This window comes from Acidovorax sp. GW823-FHT05D11, assembly GCF_058795695.1.
In genome coordinates this window covers 1,586,094-1,605,746 of record NZ_CM179502.1, presented here as the reverse complement: position 1 = coordinate 1,605,746, position 19,653 = coordinate 1,586,094, and the positions used below count along the sequence as shown (strand labels likewise).

The 19,653-nt window shown below is 67.1% G+C and carries 17 protein-coding genes; 9 read left to right on the top strand and 8 right to left on the bottom strand.

All coding sequences use genetic code 11. The features are described from left to right. Nucleotides 1–92: 92 nt before the first annotated feature. Nucleotides 93–1,613: a TRAP transporter large permease gene (locus AC3RCE_RS07325; protein WP_218293771.1), complete on the top strand. Its 1,521-nt coding sequence runs from the start codon at nt 93–95 to the stop codon at nt 1,611–1,613. Between the two features lie 34 nt (nt 1,614–1,647). Continuing rightward, nucleotides 1,648–2,136, top strand: coding sequence for a hypothetical protein (locus tag AC3RCE_RS07320; RefSeq protein ID WP_218293769.1), 489 nt, complete (start codon nt 1,648–1,650; stop codon nt 2,134–2,136). A 407-nt stretch (nt 2,137–2,543) separates the two neighbouring features. Here AC3RCE_RS07320 and AC3RCE_RS07315 read toward each other — a convergent pair whose 3' ends face one another. The 5 genes from AC3RCE_RS07315 to xseB form a co-directional block, all read right to left on the bottom strand. Further along, complete coding sequence (locus AC3RCE_RS07315) at nt 2,544–3,626, bottom strand: TRAP transporter substrate-binding protein (protein WP_218293768.1); 1,083 nt, start codon at nt 3,624–3,626, stop codon at nt 2,544–2,546. Nucleotides 3,627–3,850: 224 nt separating this feature from the next. Further along, nucleotides 3,851–4,933, bottom strand: a complete 1,083-nt coding sequence (locus AC3RCE_RS07310) for a TRAP transporter substrate-binding protein (RefSeq protein WP_218293766.1) — start codon at nt 4,931–4,933, stop codon at nt 3,851–3,853. Between the two features lie 283 nt (nt 4,934–5,216). Then, nucleotides 5,217–7,097, bottom strand: coding sequence for a 1-deoxy-D-xylulose-5-phosphate synthase (gene dxs / locus AC3RCE_RS07305; protein ID WP_492254825.1), 1,881 nt, complete (start codon nt 7,095–7,097; stop codon nt 5,217–5,219). Between the two features lie 98 nt (nt 7,098–7,195). Continuing rightward, complete coding sequence (locus AC3RCE_RS07300) at nt 7,196–8,134, bottom strand: polyprenyl synthetase family protein (protein ID WP_218294430.1); 939 nt, start codon at nt 8,132–8,134, stop codon at nt 7,196–7,198. Then, nucleotides 8,131–8,373 carry an exodeoxyribonuclease VII small subunit gene (gene xseB / locus AC3RCE_RS07295; protein ID WP_218293763.1) on the bottom strand — a complete coding sequence of 81 codons (243 nt, stop codon included), beginning with the start codon at nt 8,371–8,373 and terminating at the stop codon, nt 8,131–8,133. Before xseB ends, AC3RCE_RS07300 begins: the two co-directional genes overlap by 4 nt. A 309-nt stretch (nt 8,374–8,682) precedes the next feature. Between xseB and AC3RCE_RS07290 the strand changes: the two genes are divergently transcribed. The 5 genes from AC3RCE_RS07290 to flhC all read left to right on the top strand — a co-directional run bounded on the left by AC3RCE_RS07290 (nt 8,683) and on the right by flhC (nt 13,127). Continuing rightward, the gene (locus tag AC3RCE_RS07290) at nt 8,683–9,837 is read left to right on the top strand and encodes an aromatic ring-hydroxylating oxygenase subunit alpha (protein ID WP_218293762.1); all 1,155 of its coding nucleotides are present in this window, start codon (nt 8,683–8,685) and stop codon (nt 9,835–9,837) included. A 140-nt stretch (nt 9,838–9,977) separates the two neighbouring features. Continuing rightward, nucleotides 9,978–10,889: a DMT family transporter gene (locus AC3RCE_RS07285; protein WP_218293761.1), complete on the top strand. Its 912-nt coding sequence runs from the start codon at nt 9,978–9,980 to the stop codon at nt 10,887–10,889. Nucleotides 10,890–10,966: 77 nt separating this feature from the next. Then, nucleotides 10,967–11,866 (top strand): sulfurtransferase, encoded by a 900-nt coding sequence (locus AC3RCE_RS07280; RefSeq protein WP_492245777.1) that lies wholly within the window; start codon nt 10,967–10,969, stop codon nt 11,864–11,866. 319 nt (nt 11,867–12,185) lie between these two features. Further along, nucleotides 12,186–12,512, top strand: a complete 327-nt coding sequence (flhD, locus tag AC3RCE_RS07275; RefSeq protein WP_008902803.1) for a flagellar transcriptional regulator FlhD — start codon at nt 12,186–12,188, stop codon at nt 12,510–12,512. 57 nt (nt 12,513–12,569) lie between these two features. Continuing rightward, on the top strand, nt 12,570–13,127 hold the full coding sequence (gene flhC / locus AC3RCE_RS07270) for a flagellar transcriptional regulator FlhC (protein WP_218293757.1): 558 nt from the start codon (nt 12,570–12,572) through the stop codon (nt 13,125–13,127). Nucleotides 13,128–13,388: 261 nt separating this feature from the next. Here flhC and AC3RCE_RS07265 read toward each other — a convergent pair whose 3' ends face one another. Both AC3RCE_RS07265 and AC3RCE_RS07260 read right to left on the bottom strand, forming a co-directional pair. Continuing rightward, the gene (locus AC3RCE_RS07265) at nt 13,389–13,985 is read right to left on the bottom strand and encodes a FlgO family outer membrane protein (protein ID WP_304505111.1); all 597 of its coding nucleotides are present in this window, start codon (nt 13,983–13,985) and stop codon (nt 13,389–13,391) included. Beyond that, nucleotides 13,982–14,719, bottom strand: coding sequence for a hypothetical protein (locus AC3RCE_RS07260; protein WP_228899943.1), 738 nt, complete (start codon nt 14,717–14,719; stop codon nt 13,982–13,984). The genes AC3RCE_RS07265 and AC3RCE_RS07260 overlap by 4 nt, the downstream gene beginning before the upstream one ends. Before the next feature lie 142 nt (nt 14,720–14,861). Between AC3RCE_RS07260 and AC3RCE_RS07255 the strand changes: the two genes are divergently transcribed. Next, the gene (locus AC3RCE_RS07255) at nt 14,862–16,097 is read left to right on the top strand and encodes a spherulation-specific family 4 protein (protein WP_492254824.1); all 1,236 of its coding nucleotides are present in this window, start codon (nt 14,862–14,864) and stop codon (nt 16,095–16,097) included. A 162-nt stretch (nt 16,098–16,259) separates the two neighbouring features. Further along, nucleotides 16,260–17,606 carry an AI-2E family transporter gene (locus AC3RCE_RS07250; RefSeq protein ID WP_492254823.1) on the top strand — a complete coding sequence of 449 codons (1,347 nt, stop codon included), beginning with the start codon at nt 16,260–16,262 and terminating at the stop codon, nt 17,604–17,606. On the opposite strand, the gene AC3RCE_RS07245 is transcribed toward AC3RCE_RS07250, so the two are convergent. After that, nucleotides 17,545–19,596: an EAL domain-containing protein gene (locus AC3RCE_RS07245; protein WP_492255363.1), complete on the bottom strand. Its 2,052-nt coding sequence runs from the start codon at nt 19,594–19,596 to the stop codon at nt 17,545–17,547. The genes AC3RCE_RS07250 and AC3RCE_RS07245 overlap by 62 nt on opposite strands. Between the last annotated feature and the right edge of the window lie 57 nt (nt 19,597–19,653).

Genomic DNA, 19,653 nt, shown 5'->3' with positions numbered 1-19,653 from the left:
CCCGCAAGCGCCGAACCATGAACCCGTGGTGCCGCTGAGCTGCGAAGCCCGCCGCGCCACGCTCTCAATTCCGGATTTTCAGGAACAACAAAATGCAAATGGAAAACTTTGCCCCGATCATGTTCGCGGGCTTGGTGGTGGTGATGCTGATCGGCTTCCCCGTCGCCTTCTCGCTGGCCGCGCTGGGACTGGCCTCGGGCTTCTTCGCCATCGAGATGGGCTGGTTCCCCGCCGTCTTCATGGCCAACCTGCCCATCAATATCTTCGGGATCCTGAGCAACGAGCTTTTGCTGGCCATTCCGTTCTTCACCTTCATGGGCGCCATCCTCGAGAAATGCGGCCTGGCCGAAGACATGCTCGACTCCATGGGCCAGCTCTTCGGCACCGTGCGCGGCGGCCTGGGCTACTCGGTGATCATCGTGGGCTTCATCCTGGGGGCCATCACCGGCACGGTGGCGGGCCAGGTGATCGCCATGGCGCTCATCTCGCTGCCCGTCATGATCCGCTATGGCTACAACATGCGCTACGCCACCGGCGTGCTGGCCGCCTCGGGCACCATCACGCAGCTGGTGCCGCCCTCGCTCGTGCTGATCGTGATGGCCGACCAGCTGGGACGCTCGGTGGGTGACATGTACCGCGGCGCCTGGGGTCCCTCCATCCTGCAGGTGCTGATCTTCGCGGGCTACACGTTCATGCTGGGCGTCTTCAAGCCCCACTACCTGCCGGGCATCCCGAAGGAAGCGCGCACCATGTCGGGCGCCAAGCTGTGGCTCAAGTGCCTGCGCGGCATCATCCCGTCGGCCCTGCTGATCTTCGCCGTGCTGGGCTCCATGGGCGGCCTGCCCGGCATCGACACCGCCATTGCGACGCCGACCGAGGCGGGCGCCATGGGCGTGGTGGGCGCCATGGTCCTGGCCGCGATCCACAAGCGCCTGACGCTGGCCCTGATGTGGGAAGCCATGCAGGGCACCATGCGCCTGACCGCCATGGTGGTGTTCATCCTGATCGGTGCACGCGTGTTCTCGATGGTGTTCCAGGGCGTGGACGGTGCCAAGTGGGTCGAACACATGCTCTCGGGCCTGCCCGGCGGCCAGATCGGCTTCCTGATCGCGGTGAACCTGTTCATCTTCTTCCTGGCGTTCTTCCTCGACTTCTTCGAGATCGCCTTCATCATCCTGCCCATGCTGGGCCCCGTGGCCGACAAGCTGGGCATCGACCTGATCTGGTTCGGCGTGCTGCTGTGCGTGAACATGCAGACGAGCTTCATGCACCCGCCCTTCGGTTTCGCGCTTTTCTACCTGCGGGGTATCGCCAACACGCTCTTCAAGGAAGGCCGCATTCCCAAGCCCGTGCTGTCCAGCGACATCTACATGGGCGCGATTCCCTGGGTGATCATGCAGCTGCTGCTGGTGACCATCGTGATCTTCGTGCCACAGACGGTGACCATGTTCCTGCCCAAACAGGAGATCATCGACACCGACAAGGTCCAGATCGAGGTGCCGACGGATGACCTGATGCGCTCGGAAGCCACGCCCGATGCGGGCGGAGAAACCGCCGGCGAGAACCCTTTCGGCAACGCCCCGGCTGAAGCAGCGTCGGAACCGGCAAAGTGATGCACAACAGGCCCATCCCCGCGCTCCCATTGCCATGCTGAACCTCACCCCGCTGCCCCTGCCCGAGCCCTTTCGATTTACACCCGAGGGCGGCACGGTCGTGGGCCCCGCGTTCTCGCGCTCGTTCCGGCTCATGGCCACCGTGATCGTGGGCGGTTGCGCCCTGTGGTTCGCCCAGCTGTGGACACGGGGAGCGCTGGGCAACTCGGTGGGCACGGGCACCGGATGGTTCATCGCGGGCCTGGCGCTGATGGCCTGGACCTGGTGGAGCATCATGGTGAGCACCACGCGCATGGACACGAAAGGCCTGCACCAGCGCTGGGTGTGGGACAAGGCCATGCCCTACGACGACCTGGCCTATGTGCGGCTGATCCGCGTGCGCGGGTTCAGCTGGCTCATCGCTCCCCGCCTGTACGTGCGCACGCTCGCCGGCAAGTTCACGGTGTTCTATGGCGCCACGCCCGCACTGATCGGCGAGTTCGAGCGCATGGGAAAAGAGCTCAGCGCCTTCCGGCAATTCTGAGCCGCCACGGCTTCGTGGAGAGGCGGGCACTCCGAGAGGGGTGCCCGCCTTTTTCATGTTCTCCACACAATGGCGGGCCCGACTCGCCAACGCGCAGCGGCGACTACTCTCCTGGCGGACGTTCCCGGGGCCCGCGTGCAACCTCCCGCGCCTTGCCCCCAGGTCTCTTGGACACTCCCCGCACGGCCACCGGGGGCGCTGCATGCCACACGCAGGGCAAGGTGAGCCAGGGGTTGGCCATGGGTGGAGCTGCGTGCCACGGGGATGAGGAGCCCGGCGGCGGCCCCGGCTCCCGCTGCGTGGGCCCATCCTCTGGCGAGCGGACCGAACAGCGAATAGAAAAACGACGCCCATGAAAAAACCGCGCCAGGGCGCGGTTTTCTTGTTGCACTGAGCGCGGTGGGGCGTCAGAGCTTGAGGGTCTGCATGTAGCTGTCGAAACGGCCTTCGGCCACGCGGAACCACGCCACCTGGTCGCGCTGGAAGTTGCGGAAGTCCGCATAGATCTTCTTCCACTCGGGGCTCTTGGCATCGTTCTCGGCGTACACCTCCTGAGAAGCCTTGAACGAAGCGTCCAGCACGTCCTTGGTGAAGGGCAGCAGCTTGATCTTCGCGCCGATCAGTTGCTTGAGGGCCACGGGGTTGCGGGCGTCGTACTTGGCCAGCATGTCCACGGCGGCGTGCGACGAAGCGGACTGGATGATGGCCTTGTTCTCGGCCGACAGGGCATCGAAGGCCTTCTGGTTGATGAAGAAGTCCACTTCAGGACCGCCTTCCCACCAGCCGGGGTAGTAGTAGTGAGGCGCCACCTTGTTGAAGCCCAGCTTCTGGTCGTCATAGGGGCCGACCCATTCCGCCGCATCGATGGTGCCTTTTTCCAGCGCCTGGTAGATTTCGCCGCCTGGCAGGCTTTGGGGAACAACACCCATCTTCTGCATCACTTCGCCGACGAGGCCGCCGCCCAGGCGCATCTTCAGGCCCTTGAGGTCAGCGACCGACTTGATTTCCTTGCGGTACCAGCCGCCCATCTGCGTGCCGGTGTTGCCGCCCGCGAAGCTCAGCATGCCGTAGCCTGCGTAGAACTCGTCCATCAGCTTGCGGCCGTTGCCGTGCATCATCCACGCGTTCATCTGGCGCGAGTTCATGCCGAACGGGATCGCGGAGCCCAGCGCGAACGCGGGGTTCTTGCCGTAGAAGTAGTACGGCACGGTGTGGCACATTTCCACGGAGCCCTGCTGCACGCCGTCAGCCACGCCCATGGCGGGCATCAGTTCGCCGCCAGCGTGCACCGAAATCTCGAACTTGCCGCCCGACATGGCCTTCACCGCATTGGCAAACACCTCGGCACCGCCGTAGATGGTGTCAAGGGGCTTGGGGAAGCTCGACGCAAGGCGCCAGCGCACGGCAGCCTGCGCGTGAACGGCAGGCGCAACACCCGCGGCCAGCACGCCCGCGATGCCCGCATGCTTGATGATTGAACGACGATCCATGTGGTTATCTCCGAAAACTCGATTGCACAACTTGGCGCAACGGGCGGTAACCCACGGGCCAAGAACCTTTTTACCGGAGTCGATTGTAGGAACATGCCCTGTGCCGGATTTGCGGGTTTTCCCGTGAAATCCCAGACACCCGATCAGGGCTTCAGGGTTCTGCAAGCATCGGCTGCGCCCCGCGCACGCAAGGCCGCAACGGGCCGCATCGCCCGCAAGCGGCGTCAGATCTTCTGCGCCGACATGAAGGTGTCGTAGCGCGCTTCGGCAAAGCGGAACCAGAGGATCTGGTCGCGCTGGAAGTTGCGCATGTCCCCGTAGATCTTCTTCCACTCGGGGCTTTTGGAATCGTTGTGCGCAAAGACCTCCATGGACGCCTTGAAGGCCGCATCCATGACACTTTGCGAGAACGGCAGCACCTTGGTCTTGGCGGCCACCAGCTGCTTGAGCGCGGTGGGGTTCAGCGCGTCGTACTTGGCCAGCATGTCCGCGTGCGCAATGGCGGCGGCTGCCTCCACGATGAGCTTGTTGTCGGCCGAGAGGCCGTCGAACGCCTTCTTGTGGATGAAGAAATCCACCTCGGGTCCGCCCTCCCACCAGCCGGGGTAATAGTAAAAGGGCGCCACCTTGTTGAACCCCAGCTTCTGGTCGTCATACGGCCCCACCCATTCGGCGGCGTCGATGGTGCCCTTTTGCAGGGCCTGGTAGATCTCGCCCCCCGGAATGCTCTGCGGAATGGCGCCCAGCCGGGACATCACTTCACCCACCAGACCGCCGCCCAGGCGCATCTTCATGCCCTTGAAGTCGCTCGGGCTCTTGATCTCGCGCAAGTACCACCCGCCCATCTGCGTGCCGGTGTTTCCCCCCGCGAAACTGACCATGCTGAAGCCGGCGTAGAACTCGTCCATGAGCTTGCGCCCATTGCCATGGAGCATCCAGGCGCTCATCTGGCGCGCGTTGAAGCCGAAGGGGATGGCCGAGCCCAGCGCGAAGGCGGGGCTCTTGCCGTAGAAGTAATACGGCACGGTATGGCACATCTCGACCGCGCCGCCCTGCACGGCGTCCACCACGCCAAATGCCGGCACGAGTTCGCCCCCCGCGTGCACGGAGATCTCGAAGCGGCCGTTCGTCATCACTTTCACGGCCTTGGCGAACACCTCCGCGCCGCCATAGATGGTGTCCAGCGACTTGGGGAAACTGGAGGCCAGGCGCCACCGGATGGATGCCTGCGCAAACACCGCGGGCGCCACGCCGGTGGCCAGGACCCCTGCGATACCTGCGTGTCTGACGAGAGAGCGGCGATCCATAGAACTTGTCTCCAAGAGGGGTGTTGGCAGGCGCGGGCGCATGGCGCCATTGCGGCGCTGGCGAGGGACGGGCACTGTTGCCTTTTGTCGCAATTGTAGGAGGAGGGTCCGCGGCTGGCCCTCTAGGTTTTCCCGGGCACGCAAGGCCATGCGCGGCACCGGCTGGCGGCCCCGCCGTCAGCGCCCCACCCTGTCCCGGAAAAAAGCAGAGGGCGCGGCCTGCGCATCCACCCACGGCATGCGGCCGTCGGCGAAGCCAGTCCGCGCAGCGCGGCCGTTCGCCCTAGCCCGGGAACCGCTTCTCTATCGCGTTGCGGATTCCCGCCGCGTCGAGCCCCTGCAATGCCAGGAGCCTGGCCGGATCGCCGTGCTCGATGAACACGTCCGGCAGGCCCAGCTGCAGCACCGGGCACACGATGCCCATGGCGTTGAGCGCTTCGGTCACGGCGCTGCCCGCGCCGCCCATGATCGCGCCTTCTTCCAGCGTGACCAGCGCATCGTGGCGCTCGGCCACTTCACGCAGCAGCGCCTCGTCGACGGGCTTGGCCCAGCGCATGTTGACCACCGTGGCGTCCAGCGCCTCGGCCGCTTCGAGCGCGGGGTACAGCAGCGTGCCAAACGACAGGATGGCGATGCGCGGGGCACCGGCACGGGTGCCCTGGCGCTCGCGGCGGATCTCGCCCTTGCCAAAGGGCAGGCTGTCCAGGCCCGCCAGCGGCGCCACGCCCGCGCCGCTGCCGCGCGGATAGCGCACGGCCACGGGGTGGTCCTGCTCGAAGGCGCTGCTCAGCAACTGGCGGCATTCGCGCTCGTCGGCCGGGCAGGCCATGCTCATGTTCGGGATGCAGCGCACAAACGGGATGTCATACGCCCCGGCATGCGTGGCGCCGTCCGCGCCCACCAGCCCGGCGCGGTCGAGCGCGAACACCACGGGCAGGTTCTGCAGCGCCACGTCGTGGATCAGCTGGTCGTAGCCGCGCTGCAGGAAGGTGGAGTAGATCGCCACCACGGGCTTGACGCCCTCGCAGGCCATGCCGGCGGCGAACGTCACGGCGTGCTGCTCGGCGATGCCCACGTCGTAGTAGCGGTCCGGAAAGCGCTTTTCAAACTCGACCATGCCCGAGCCTTCGCGCATGGCGGGCGTGATGCCCACCAGGCGCCCGTCGTGCGCGGCCATGTCGCACAGCCACTGGCCGAACACCTGGGTGAAGGTGGGCTTCGGCGCGGCGCTGCTCTTGACCAGGCCCACGGCCGGGTCGAACTTGCCGGGGCCGTGGTAGGCCACGGGGTCGGCCTCGGCCAGCTTGTAGCCCTGGCCCTTCTTGGTGACCACGTGCAGGAACTGCGGGCCCTTGAGGCTCTTGATGTTCTCGAGCGTGGGGATCAGCGAATCGAGGTCGTGGCCGTCGATGGGACCGATGTAGTTGAAGCCGAACTTCTCGAACAGCGTGGCGGGCACCACCATGCCCTTGGCCTGCTGCTCGAAGCGCTTGGCCAGCTCCAGCAAGGGCGGCACGGGGCGCAGCACGGTCTTGCCCACGTTCTTGGCGGCGGCGTAGAACTGGCCGCTCATGAGCTGGGCCAGGTAGCGGTTGAGCGCACCGACGGGCGGGCTGATGCTCATGTCGTTGTCGTTGAGCACGACAAGCAGGTTGGCGTCGGCCACGCCGCCGTTGTTGAGCGCCTCGAAGGCCATGCCGGCGCTCATCGCGCCGTCGCCGATGATGGCCACCGCATGCCGGTCTTCTCCCTTGCGCTTGGCGGCCAGCGCCATGCCCAGTGCCGCCGAGATGCTGGTGCTCGAGTGCGCGGTTCCGAAGGTGTCATACACGCTTTCCGCCCGCTGCGGAAACCCCGAGATACCGCCCAGCTGGCGCAGCGTATGCATGCGGTCGCGCCGGCCGGTCAGGATCTTGTGGGGGTAAGTCTGGTGGCCCACGTCCCACACGAGGCGGTCTTCGGGGGTGTTGAAGACGTGGTGCAGCGCCACGGTCAGCTCCACCGTGCCCAGGTTGGAGCTGAGGTGGCCGCCGGTCTGGGAGACGCTCTGCAGCACGAACTCGCGCAGTTCGGTGGCCAGCGCCTTGAGGTCTGCGCGCGAGAGCTTGCGCAGGTCTGCCGGGTCATTGATGTTCTGCAGCAGGGGAAAGGACGTCGTGGACATTTACTATTCTTTTTATAGCTTCCAGCGCTTTACCGATAAGCGCCAGTGGCCAGTTTGGTATGTTTATTCATCGCGACGCGGCACGGCCCGGGCCCTGCTCAGTGCGAGCGGCGCACCACCATGTCCGCCAGGGCCGCCAGTGCGCGGGTATCGGGCAGGCCGCTGCGGGCCAGCGCCGCATGCGCCTCGCCCAGGAGTTCGTCGGCATGGGCCCGCGCGGGCTCCAGCCCAAGCAGCGAGACATAGGTGGGCTTGTCGGCCGCCGCGTCCTTGCCCGCCGTCTTGCCCAGCGTGGCCGAATCGGCCACCACGTCCAGGATGTCGTCGACCACCTGGAAAGCAAGGCCCATGGCGGCGCCATAGTCGGACAGCGCCTGGTACGCCGCGCCCACCGCATGGCCGCACACCGCGCCCATGAGCACGCTGCCCTGCAGCAGCGCGCCCGTCTTGAGGCGGTGCATCTGCCGCAGCTGGTCCTGCGTGAGCGCAACCCCCACGCTGGCCAGGTCGATCGCCTGCCCACCCGCCATGCCGGCCGACCCCGCAGCGCAGGCCAGCAGCCGGCACAGCGCGGCCTGGGTGGCCGCGGGGATGAGGGTGTTGTCCGGCGTCAGCAATTCGAACGCAAAGGCCTGCAGGGCGTCGCCCGCCAGCAGCGCCTGGGCCTCGCCAAACTGCACGTGCACCGTGGGCTTGCCCCGGCGCAGCACGTCGTTGTCCATGCAGGGCATGTCATCGTGCACCAGCGAGTAGGCGTGGATCAGCTCCACCGCGCAGGCCGCGCGCAGCGCCGCGTCGTCGAACACCGCGGAGGCGGAGGCACCGCTGCACACCGCCTCATAGGCGGCCAGCACCAGCAGGGGCCGCAGGCGCTTGCCGCCGTCGAGCACGGCGTAGCGCATGGCATCGCCCAGCCCGGCGGGCGCGCCGTGGCCCACCCACTGCGAGAGGGCCTGCTCCACGCGTGCCAGGTGGTTCTGGCTCCAGAGATTCATGTCAAGGGGTCGGCTCGCACACGCCATCGGCACCGCGCTCATTCCTGGTTCCATGGTTGCAGCTGTCCTTCGTCCAGCACCTTGATCTGGTCCTGCACGGCATCGAGCCGCTGGCGGCAGAACGCCAGCAGCGCCGCACCGCGCTGGTAGCCGGCCAGCATCTGGTCCAGCGGCAGTTGGCCCGATTCAATGCGGGCCACGAGTTGCTCCAGCTCTTCCAGCGCCGCTTCGTAGCTAGCGGGTTCGGCGGGGGGCGCGGGAGTTGCGGGAGCCTTGGGCATGGAGGGGGCGACGGTGCGCGGGTGAAAAACCGGTCATTTTAGGCGCACCACCGCGGCGCGGCGCGGGACGCCCCCCGGCGCGCTCCGCCCCCGGCGCCAGAAGCCTGTGTCCGGCCCGCCACGGGGCCGCGGCGCGCCGTGAGCAGATGGCCGGAACAGGGGTTTCAATACACGTAAGTGGGATGCGGGAATAACCCCACCGCCTATAATCCCATTCCCGTCGAGCCGGCTCATCTCCTGAGCCGGTTTCTTTTTTCCAGATGCGCCCAGGCGCACCTCCCTGTGGGGAGTCTTTAGGTCAGGTCACCCATGTCTGATTTAAGTCTTCAACTGCAGCAGGCCGCAAGCCAACTACCAGTTTCAAGCTACTTTGACGATGCGCTGTTCCAGCGCGAGCTGGAGTCCATCTTCCAGCGCGGGCCCCGCTATGTGGGGCATCAACTGTCCGTGCCGAACGTCGGCGACTACTACGCACTGCCCCAGGAGGGCGAGGGCCGCGCCCTGGTGCGCAACGCCCAGGGCGGGGTCGAGCTCGTCTCCAACGTCTGCCGCCACCGCCAGGCCGTCATGCTCAAGGGCAAGGGCTCGCTGCACACCCAGCAAAAGGGCAGCGCGGGCGGCAACATCGTGTGCCCCCTGCACCGCTGGACCTACAGCCCCCAGGGCGAGCTGCTGGGCGCCCCGCACTTCGCGAACGACCCCTGCCTGAACCTGAACAACTACAAGCTGCGCGAGTGGAACGGCCTGCTGTTCGAGGACAACGGCTACGACGTGGCCGCCGACCTCGCCCAGATGGGCCCGCGCGCCGACCTGGACTTCGAGGGCTACGTGCTCGACCACGTGGAGCTGCACGAGTGCAACTACAACTGGAAGACCTTCATCGAGGTCTATCTGGAGGACTACCACGTGGGGCCCTTCCACCCGGGCCTGGGCAGCTTCGTGACCTGCGAGGACCTGCGCTGGGAGTTCGGCAAGAACTACTCGGTGCAGACCGTGGGCGTGGCCAACCGCCTGGGCAAGGCCGGCAGCCCCGTGTACGAGCGCTGGCATGAGGCCCTGCTCGCCTTCCGGGAGGGCAAGCCGCCCAAGCACGGAGCCATCTGGCTCACGCTGTACCCCCACATCATGGTGGAGTGGTACCCGCATGTGCTCACCGTGTCCACGCTGCACCCCGTCAGCCCCACCAAGACGCTGAACATGGTGGAGTTCTACTACCCCGAGGAGATCGCCGCCTTCGAGCGCGAATTCGTCGAGGCGCAGAAGGCCGCCTACATGGAGACCTGCATCGAGGACGACGAGATCGGCGAACGCATGGACGCCGGCCGCAAGGCCCTGCTGGCCCGTGGCGACAACGAAGTGGGCCCTTACCAAAGCCCCATGGAAGACGGCATGCAGCACTTCCACGAGTGGTACCGCGAGGCGATGGGCTCGGACACCATCGACCCGGCAACGCCAAAACGCTGAATACGGCGGCAAAACCCCGCCAATCCGCAGGCCCACCATGGTCTGCTCTCATTACAATAGCTGCCAGTGCTTAAAAAATAAGCGCTGGCAGCTATTTTCATTTCTGCGCCCCACGGCGCGCCTCGAGAGACCACAACCCGATGCAAGCCCTCTGGATGGTGTTGGCCGCGTTCCTGTTTGCCAGCATGGGCGTGTGCGTCAAGATCGCGTCGGACTTTTTCAACTCGGCCGAGCTGGTGTGCTACCGGGGCCTGATCGGCATGTTCATCCTGTGGCTGCTGGCGCGCTCGCAAAAGGTGACGCTGGCGACGCAATACCCCGGCATGCACGCCTGGCGCAGCCTGGTGGGCGTGACCTCGCTCGGAGCCTGGTTCTTCGCCATCGCCCACCTGCCCCTGGCCACGGCCATGACGCTCAACTACATGAGCAGCGTGTGGATCGCCGCCTTCCTGATCGGGGGCACGCTGCTGGCCTGGCGCCCCTCGCCAGCCACCCCGCGCCCGGCCCTGCAAGGCCCGCTGGTGCTGACCGTGCTGGTCGGTTTTGTGGGCGTGGTGCTGATGCTGCGCCCCAGCCTGGACCAGAACCAGGCCTTTGCCGGCCTGATCGGGCTGATGTCGGGCCTGACGGCTGCGTTTGCCTATATGCAGGTGGTGGCGCTGTCGCGCCTGGGCGAGCCCGAGTCGCGCACCGTCTTCTACTTCGCCGTCGGCTCGGCGGTGGCGGGCGGCGTGGCCATGCTGTTCACCGGCACCTCGGCCTGGCCGGGCTGGCAGGCGCTGTGGCTGCTGCCCATCGGCGTGCTGGCCGCGGGCGGCCAGCTGTGCATGACCAAGGCCTACGCCAGCGCCAAGACCCAGCGCGGCACGCTGGTGGTGGCCAATCTGCAGTATTCGGGGATCGTGTTCGCCGCCGTCTACAGCGTGCTGCTGTTTGGCGACAAGATTCCGCCCATCGGCTGGATCGGCATGGCCCTCATCGTGGGCAGCGGCATCGTGGCCACCATCCTGCGGGCCCGCGCCGCGCCCGGCGCGCCGGCCGAAGAACATTGATACGAAGTGGGCATGCCATCGGCTTTCCAACTGGACACAATGGAGCCCGTCTTTCCCTTCGCACCGGACCGCACCCCATGACCTACACGACCCTCATCTCCGCCCCCGAACTGCAAGCCCTGGCCGCCAGCGGCGCGCCGTTGATGGTGTTCGACTGCAGCTTCGACCTGATGCATCCCAGCGCGGGCGCCCAACAGTACGCGCAGGCCCACCTTCCCGGCGCCGTGTACGCCGACCTCAACAACGACCTGAGCGCCAGACACGGCGCGCCCGGCGCCGGCGGCACGCTCACCGCGCAGGAAGCCGACCTGCCCGCGTCCGGCGGCCGCCACCCGCTGCCCAGCCGCGAACGGTTTGCCATGTGGCTGTCCAGCGTGGGCTTCGCCAACAACATGCAGGCCGTCGTGTACGACCGCCAGGGTGCCAACTACTGCGGCCGGCTGTGGTGGATGCTCAAGTGGGCGGGCCACGATGCAGCGGCCGTCCTCGATGGCGGCCTGCAGGCCTGGCAGGCCGCGGGCGGCCCGGTGGCCAGCGGCGAGGAACCCGCGCGCTTTCAGTCCAACTTCCAGCTGGGCGAACCCCTGCGCCGGCTGGCCACTGCCGCTGACGTGCTGACCCGGCTGCGGCAGCCCGGCCAGACCGTGGTCGATGCGCGGGCGGGTGCCCGCTACCGTGGCGAGGTGGAGCCGCTGGACCCGGTGGCGGGCCACATTCCCGGCGCGCTCAATCGCCCGTTCACCGAGAACATCGCCGCCGATGGCCGCTTCAAGCCTGCTGACGTGCTGCGCTCTGAATTTGAAGCGCTGCTAGGCGGCCGTGACCCCGCCACCGTGGTGCACCAGTGCGGCAGCGGCGTGAGCGCCGTGCCCAATCTGCTGGGCATGGAGATAGCCGGCCTCGGCCCGACAGCATTGTTTGCTGGCAGCTGGAGCGAGTGGTGTTCAGACCCCACGCGCCCGGTCGAAAAAGGCTGATCCAGCGTCCAGCACGGCAGCGCAGGTTGTAAAAGTGCAAAAAAGATGGTTTTGAGGGTGCTATCAAAACCATGAACAGAAGTGGGCAGCCTGGGCCCACTGCCACAGCAACGACCACCGCCTGAAATGCCAGCCTGCACCTGATGTGCGTGTAGGGCAAATTCCTACACAGCCCACCGCAGAACCAGACACGCGGCACAGCCAAACCCCGACTTAATTTTTGATTGGGGCGGTTTCACAATCCATTTCAACGGATCGCGAAAACCTGCAAACAGCAGGCCACCACGCAAGACCCGGAACTGGAACAAAGGAAGCCGCCATGACCAACGAACAACTCCTCGCTGAAATCCGCGAAGCCAACCTCACTTACCTGATGCTGGCCCAGACCCTGATTCGCCAGGACAAGGCAGAGGCCGTGTTCCGCTTGGGCATGAACGAGGAGTCTGCCGATATTCTCGCATCGCTGTCGGCGGCGCAAGTGATGAAACTGGCCTCCAGAAACACGCTTCTTTGCAGCTTCCGCGTGGACGACAACCTGGTGTGGAGCCTGCTCACCAACCACTCGGCCAAGAAGGTGGGCAACGAGGCCACCAACACGCTGCACGCCAACATCCTGATGGCCAGCCGCGTGTCCGAAGTGCTCTGAGCCCACCGCCAGACCTTTGCACCGAACGCCCTCCATCTCTCTCGCCGAAAGCCCGCCATGTCCTCCACCACCGCCGCCAAAGCCCCAGCCAAGAGCGTTCTGAACGAATCCAAGCAGATCGAACGCGCCGCCATGCTGATCCAGATGGGCGCCCGCATGCAGGTGCTGGAGTCGGAAACCACGCTGTCGTACGAGCGCCTGATCCGCCTGTACAAGGAAATCGCGGGCAAGTCGCCATCGAAGGGCCAGCTGCCCTTCTCCACCGACTGGTTCCTTACCTGGCAGGAGAACATCCACAGCTCGCTGTTTTTGAACATCTACGAATACCTGTCCAAGGGCGTGGACCTGGATTCGGTGGAGCTGCTGACCAAGGCCTACCGCCTGTACAACGAACAGGTGGCCACGGCCGAGATCGAACCCCTGCTGTCGTTCACCCGCGCCTGGCGTCTGGTGAAGTTCGTGGATGCCGGCATGCTCACCCGCACCAAGTGCGCCCAGTGCAGCGGCCAGTTCGTGACCGAGCTGTACGAGAACCGCCATTTCACCTGTGGCCTGTGCAACCCACCCGCCCGCGCTGGCAAGAGCAAGACGGCCGGTGCACTGATGCTGCATTAAGTACATCCCCCCGAGCGGCTTTGCCGCTTCCCCCTTCTCTCGAACCGCTACGCGATTCGGGAAAGGGGACGATGCCCTCGCTGCGGGGCGGCCCTTGCCTGGCATCCCTGGCAAGGGAGAAGGCAGCGCCAGTTCGCAAGGCTCGCCCGGTCGGGTCGAGCGTTCAAGAATCCAAGTCAAACTGGCACTTTGCGCTTATAAAACAAGCGCAAGCAGCTATCAAATTAATATCAAATCCGGTTGAGGCCTGCGAGCGCCCTGCTACCTCCCGGCCAGCAGCGCCCGCACGTTTTCATCCATGGGCACCGCATAGTTGTGCGCCGCCACCACGGTGTTGCCCACGGGGTTCACCAGCTTGAGGCTGATGTACACCACCGACGTGGACACCGCGTACGTGCCCACCACCACCGCCTGCGCGTCCTGGGCCTGGCTCACCTCGCGTACCTCGCGCGACAGCAGCAGCTCGCCCTGGTCGCGCTGCAGCAGCAGGTTCTCGCGCAGTTTCACCTCGGTCACCTTCAGGCCCCGGTGCACCATGCGGCCCGCGATCTGCTCGGAGAAGATGCGGCCCAGCCGCGACGATTCGGTGAGCCGGTCCACACTGACCAGCGTGGCCACCAGCACGGGCTGGTTGGCGTCCAGCGGTGCGGTCTGCAGCAGCGCATCGGTGGCGCGTTCATTCAGCTCGATGAGGTTGCTGCGCGATACTCCGCCCGCCCGGTCGCCGTAGTAGTAGCTGTGCATGGGGTTGGTGGTCTCGCAGCCTTGCAGGCCCGCCAGCGCAAAAGCGGCGGCCGCCCACCAGCTGGCGGCGCGTGCGCCCCGGGGAGCTTGTTGCGACGTCCACAGCCCCTTCATGGCGCCACCACCCGCCAGGTCTTGACGGGCGTCATCGGTGCAGGCGCGGGCGGCCGCTCGGGCTGATACAGCACCGCGTCGGCCCCCTCGATGTAGTACAGATCGGCCGTGCCGGCCAGGTACCTGTCGCGCGATTTGAGCGTGGATGTGATCAGCACCTCCGTGCGCGTGGGGCCGCCCGCAGCGGCGCCCTGGGTGTAGAGCTGGGCCATGTCCAGCGCCACCCCCGCCCCCACGCCCAGGGCCGTGGCCACACCCGGCAACAGGGTGCGGTCGGAATAGTGCACCGCCCAGTCGCGCCACACGCCCACGCCAGTGCCGATGATGGTGCCGGCCATGGGCACGGGCAGGCCGCGCGGCGAGCCAGACCCGTGCTGCACCAGTTGCGTCTGCACCTCCAGCTCCACCGCCGTGGGCACCGTGGACACCGCCACGCCCCGGTTCAGCAGGTGCACCTTGAGCAACTTGAGAAAGCTCTGGTTGAAACTGGAGTTGTCCGCCACCGTGACGTACAGCGGGTATTCGCCCTCGGGCCAGGATGCGATCTTTTCGGCCACGCGCCCGGCCACATCGCCCGCCAGCACATCCCAGTGGTGCACGGCACGGGCTTTCTTCTGGCCGGTGGCGGGATAGTTGTCGGCACGCGGCACGTCCAGCGTGCCGCAGCCGACCAGCAGCGCTGCGCACAGCAAGGCTGCTGCGGCGGCCGGAATGCGGTGAAGGAAGGATGGCATGTGGGCCATGGTACTGGCGCCCGCCTGCTGCAATCGGCGCAACAAGGCCGTTTTTCCCGGTCAAAGCGGCCGTTTCAGCCCTTGGAGCCGCCCGCACGAACCTTCACAATCAACCCATTCATACCAACACTCCGTCACGACCATGCTCACCACAACCCGCACCCACCGCCTCGCGTCCTTGATGGCCCTCACTGCGGCTCTGGCGGGCTGCGGCGGCGCCACGGACAAGGACAACAACACGGCCGCCCCGCCGCCGCCCGCGAGCGCGCCCGTCACGCTGCATTTCGTGCAGCCCACCGAGAACGTGCTCGAACCCGGCGCATCCGAGCCGCTGGCGGCCGACGTTACCGTCAACGGCGGCGCAGCCCCCAACGGCACGGTGGTCACCTTTACCGTCAACCCCTCCGCAGCCGCCACCTTCTCCCCCGTGGCGCCCACCACCGTGGCCAGCGTGGCCAGCACCACGCTCACCGTGAGCAGCCTGCCGCCCAGCGCCACCTTCCAGGTCAGCGCCACGGCCACCAGCAGCGCCAACACGGCGGGCGACAGCCTCACGTACTACGTGCGCCCCACCCACAAAAACCTGCAGGTGCTGGTGCCCGCGTATTTCAGCGCCAGCGGCACCTCGTCGCCCTGGGCCACCCTCACCAGCGGCGCAGCCAGCTACCCGGACGTGCAGATCACCGCCGTGGCCAGCGCCAGCGACGGCGTGCTGACTGCGGACTCCGAGGTTGACGACGACCTGCTTACGGCCATCAAAGACTTCAAGGCCGTGGCGGGCACTACCAACAAAGTCGTCGCCTACGTGGCCACCTCGGGCAGCGGCGGGTCGCGCTCGGTGGCCGACGTGAAGGCCACCATCGACAACTACATCCGCCTCTACCCCGACCAGCTCGACGGCTTCTTCCTGGACGGCATGGCCACCGACAGCGCACGGCTGGCGTACTTTCAGGACGTCTACAACTACGCCAAGGCCCGGGCCTCGGGCATGAGCAAAGGCGCCACGCCGCCCAACGCGCCCACCGTGATCGGCAACCCAGGCACCTACCCCGTAGCGGCCTATGCGGGTGTGGCCGACACGTTGGTCACCTACGCAGGCAATGCCGCCGCCTACCAGGCCACAGACCCCCAGCCCGCCAGCACCTGGGTCTACGCCAAGGACAACACCGCCCAGGCCATGCTGGTTCACACCGCCAGCACCTGCACCGACATGCAGGCCGCCGTGAAGCACGCCCACCGGCCCCGCCTGAACACCGGCATGGTCTATGCCACCAATCTGGCCATCGGCGCCTCGTGGTCGTCACTGCCCACCTACTGGCAGCAACTGCTGGGCACGGTGGATGCACTCAACAAGAAGCGCCCGCTGCCGCTGTGCTGATGCCACCGGGCAGGGCGCCGAACCCTGCCACACAGGCACCGCTGGCGGGTCGCCGGGCAAACCACCCGCCAGAGCGTGCGAACCGCAGCATCCCGCCGCCGACACGCTGCATGTCAGCCCGACCTACAACCCAGCAGGCCCGAGTCCCATCACAATCCGCGCATGATGACCGAGCCCACCCCTGCATCCCCGCCCGCCCCCGCTGCCGAGCCGCCACAGCCAGACAACCCCGCCGCTGACGCAGCCCCGACCTTGCCCCCCCACGCGCCTGTGGCGGACGGCCCCGCACCAGCGGCCCAAGCGGCCGAAGCGGCCCCACCCGCCAAAGCCAGGTCAACCCAAGACAGCCCCCCACCGCCTGCGCAGCTGCCAAGCGGCGCGCCCGCAGCCACCGCACCCCTCACCGGCCCGCTCATGCTCCACATGCCCGTGGACGTGCGCAACCTCTCGCTCGCGCTGCTGGCCCTGTTTGCCGGCGTGGCGCTGCTGCACTGGGCCAGCGCCGTGTTCATCCCCATCATGCTCAGCCTGCTGCTCACCACGGCGCTGCGGCCCGCCGTCGAGCTCCTGCGGCGCTGCCACGTGCCGCGCTGGCTGGGCGCGGGCGTGCTGCTCATCGCCATCGTCTTCGGGCTGGCGAGCGCCGCCTGGTCGCTGAGCGACGGGGCCGCGCAGCTCGTCGACTCGCTGCCCGTGGCCGCCAAGAAGGTGCGCGACAGCATCAAGGCGCGCGCAGGCACCAGCAGCCCGCTCGACACCGTGCAGAAGGCCGCCACGCAGATCGAGCAGGCCGCCAACGAAAACAGCGCCGCCAGCCCCACCCGGCGGGGCGTGCAGCGCGTGGTGGTGGAGCGCCCTCCGTTCAACATCCGCGACTACCTGTGGAGCGGCACCATGGGGCTGATGTCGGCCCTGGGCCAGCTCACCGTGGTGGTCTTCCTCACCTTCTTCGCGCTGGCCTCCGGCAACCTGTTTCGCAACAAGCTGCTGCGCATCGCGGGCACCAGCCTGGAACGGCGCAAGGTCACCATCCACGTGCTGGAAGACATCACCAACCAGATCCAGCGCTACCTGCTGGTGCAGGTGCTCACCAGCGCCCTGGTGGGCGTGGCCACGGGCCTGGCCTACTGGGCCCTGGGCCTGGAGAACGCGGCCGTGTGGGGCGTGGTGGCCGGGGTGCTCAACCTCGCGCCCTACATCGGCTCGGCCCTGGTCACCGGCGCATCGGCCCTGGTGGCGTTCCTGCAGTTCGGCACCCTGGACATGGCGCTGGCCATCGGCGGCGCGTCGCTGGTCATCCATACCCTGGTGGGCAACCTGCTCACTCCCTGGCTCACCAGCCGCACCAGCAGCATGAGCCCCGTGGCCGTGTTCGTCAGCGTGCTGGCCTGGGGCTGGCTGTGGGGCCTGTGGGGCCTGCTGCTGGGCATCCCGGTGATGATGGCCGTCAAGGCGGTGTGCGACCGGGTGGAGGATCTGAAGGCGGTGGGGGAGTTGCTGGGGGACTGAGGTCCAGGCGCTGCTGCACGAACGCGGGAAGCTCGTCTGCAGGCACCGCCCGGCCGAAATACCAGCCCTGCACCTCCAGGTCCATGGTCCGGGGCAGCCGTTGCAGCTGCTCGGCGGTCTCGACCCCTTCCACCACGATTCCGCAGCCCAGCCCCTGGCAGAAGTTGAGCAGGCCTTCCAGCACCCGCCCTCCCTGCGCCTGCGCGCTGGCGAGCACGAAGCTGCGGTCGATCTTGATCGTATCGACCTCGAAGGCATGCAGGTAGCTCAGGGATGAGTAGCCGGTGCCAAAGTCGTCGATGGAGACCTTCGCGCCCACAGCGTGCACACGGGCGATGGCGTTGCGCATTCCGAAGACATCCGCGGCCAGGGCATCCTCGGTCAGCTCGATGCTGATGCAGCCGGCCGCTGGCGCGATCAGGTCCACCAGACGGATGCAGTGCTCCTGCGACATGAGCGTGGGGCCCGTGATGTTGATGGAAATGGGCAGCTCGAAGCCCGCGTTGCGCCAGCGCCGGTACTGCCGCAGCGCCGCAGCCGCCACCCACAGGTCCACATCCTTCATCAGGCCCGCCTCGGACAGCCAGGCCAGGAACGCCCCGGGGGGCTGGACGCGGCCCCGGGAATCGCGGGCCCGCAGCAAGGCCTCGCAGCCCGTGCACCGGCCGGTGCGCAGCGACACCTGGGGCTGGTACTCCAGGAAGAATTCGTAGTCCCCCATGCGGCGCACCTGGGCCAGCAGTTCCTCGCGGCGTGCCTGGCCTTGTTGTGCGACCACCACGGGATCGCGCGCATAGAGGCTTCCCTCCTCCTGCAGGCGGGTGAAGGTGGTGTCCAGCCCGGGCAGGTGCACGGTGGTTTCGTTGTGGCGCTCCAGCGAGCGCACCGCAGGCCCATACAGGCAGGCGCCGAGCAGCACCAGCGCCAGCTGCAGGGCCACCGCGCCCCAGTCGCCCTGGGTGCTGACATAGGCATTGAAGACGACCGGCGCATTGAGCGGCATGGGCATGCTGGCCACGGACACCCAGCCCGCCTGCACGGCCGCCAGCGCCAGACAGGCATTGAGGGCGGGCACGGCCAGGAACGGCAGCAGCATCCGCAGGTTCAGGATCAGCGGGATGCCGAAGAGCAGCAGCTCGTTCACGTTCAGCAGCGCCATCGGCAGACTCGCCAGCGCGAGCAGGCGCAGGCCGGGGCTGCGGGCGCGCCACAGCACGGCCAGCACCAGCGACAAGGTTCCGCCCGAGCCGCCGATGAAGGCAAATGCCCCCAGCAGGCCCGCGTTCAGGGGATGCTGCGGCACCTGATCGGCCAGCAGGGCGAGGGCGTTCCAGCCCACGGCCTGGTCCAGGGACTGGAACAGCGGCTGCAGCGCGTGGTAGCCATGGATGCCAAAAAACCACAGCAGCGAATTCAGGCCCGTGAGCAATACGGCGTTGAGATAGGACTGATCGGGGTTGGCCACATCGATGGGCAGGCGCCAGTGCACCAGCCCCTCCCACTGCTGCAGCAAGGCCAGAACGACCACCAGCAGCGCGGTGGTGGCGATGCCGGGAACCACCATGTTCATGGCGTCCTCCACGTTCTCGCTGACCTGGGCCATGCGCGCGACCCGCAGCCCGCGCACCCGCATCAGCCAGGCCATCAGCGGCACGGTGACAAGCGGGGCGGCAATCGCGATGAACAGCACCAGCGTGGCCGCCGCCCGCGGATGGCCGCGCAGCAGGTAGGCGGCGAGCGCGGCATGGACGAAACACAGAAAGGCCACGGGCAAGCGTGGCAACCGGTGGCGGATGGCCAGCATGTAGCCGATGGAGGCGGTGATCAGCAGCGGCAGGATGCGGCTGATCTCCCCGTGCAGGTCCGCCAGCAAGTCGGCCACGGAGGCCGGCAGGCCCAGCATGCGCGCCAGCACCGACAGCACCAGCAGGACGGCCGACACCATCAGGCACGGCAGGACCCAGAGCAGCCCTTCGCGAATGGCACGCATCGCGTCGGCCCTCGCCACGGCCTCCAGCCGCCGGGACAGTAACAGCCGCCAGAACGC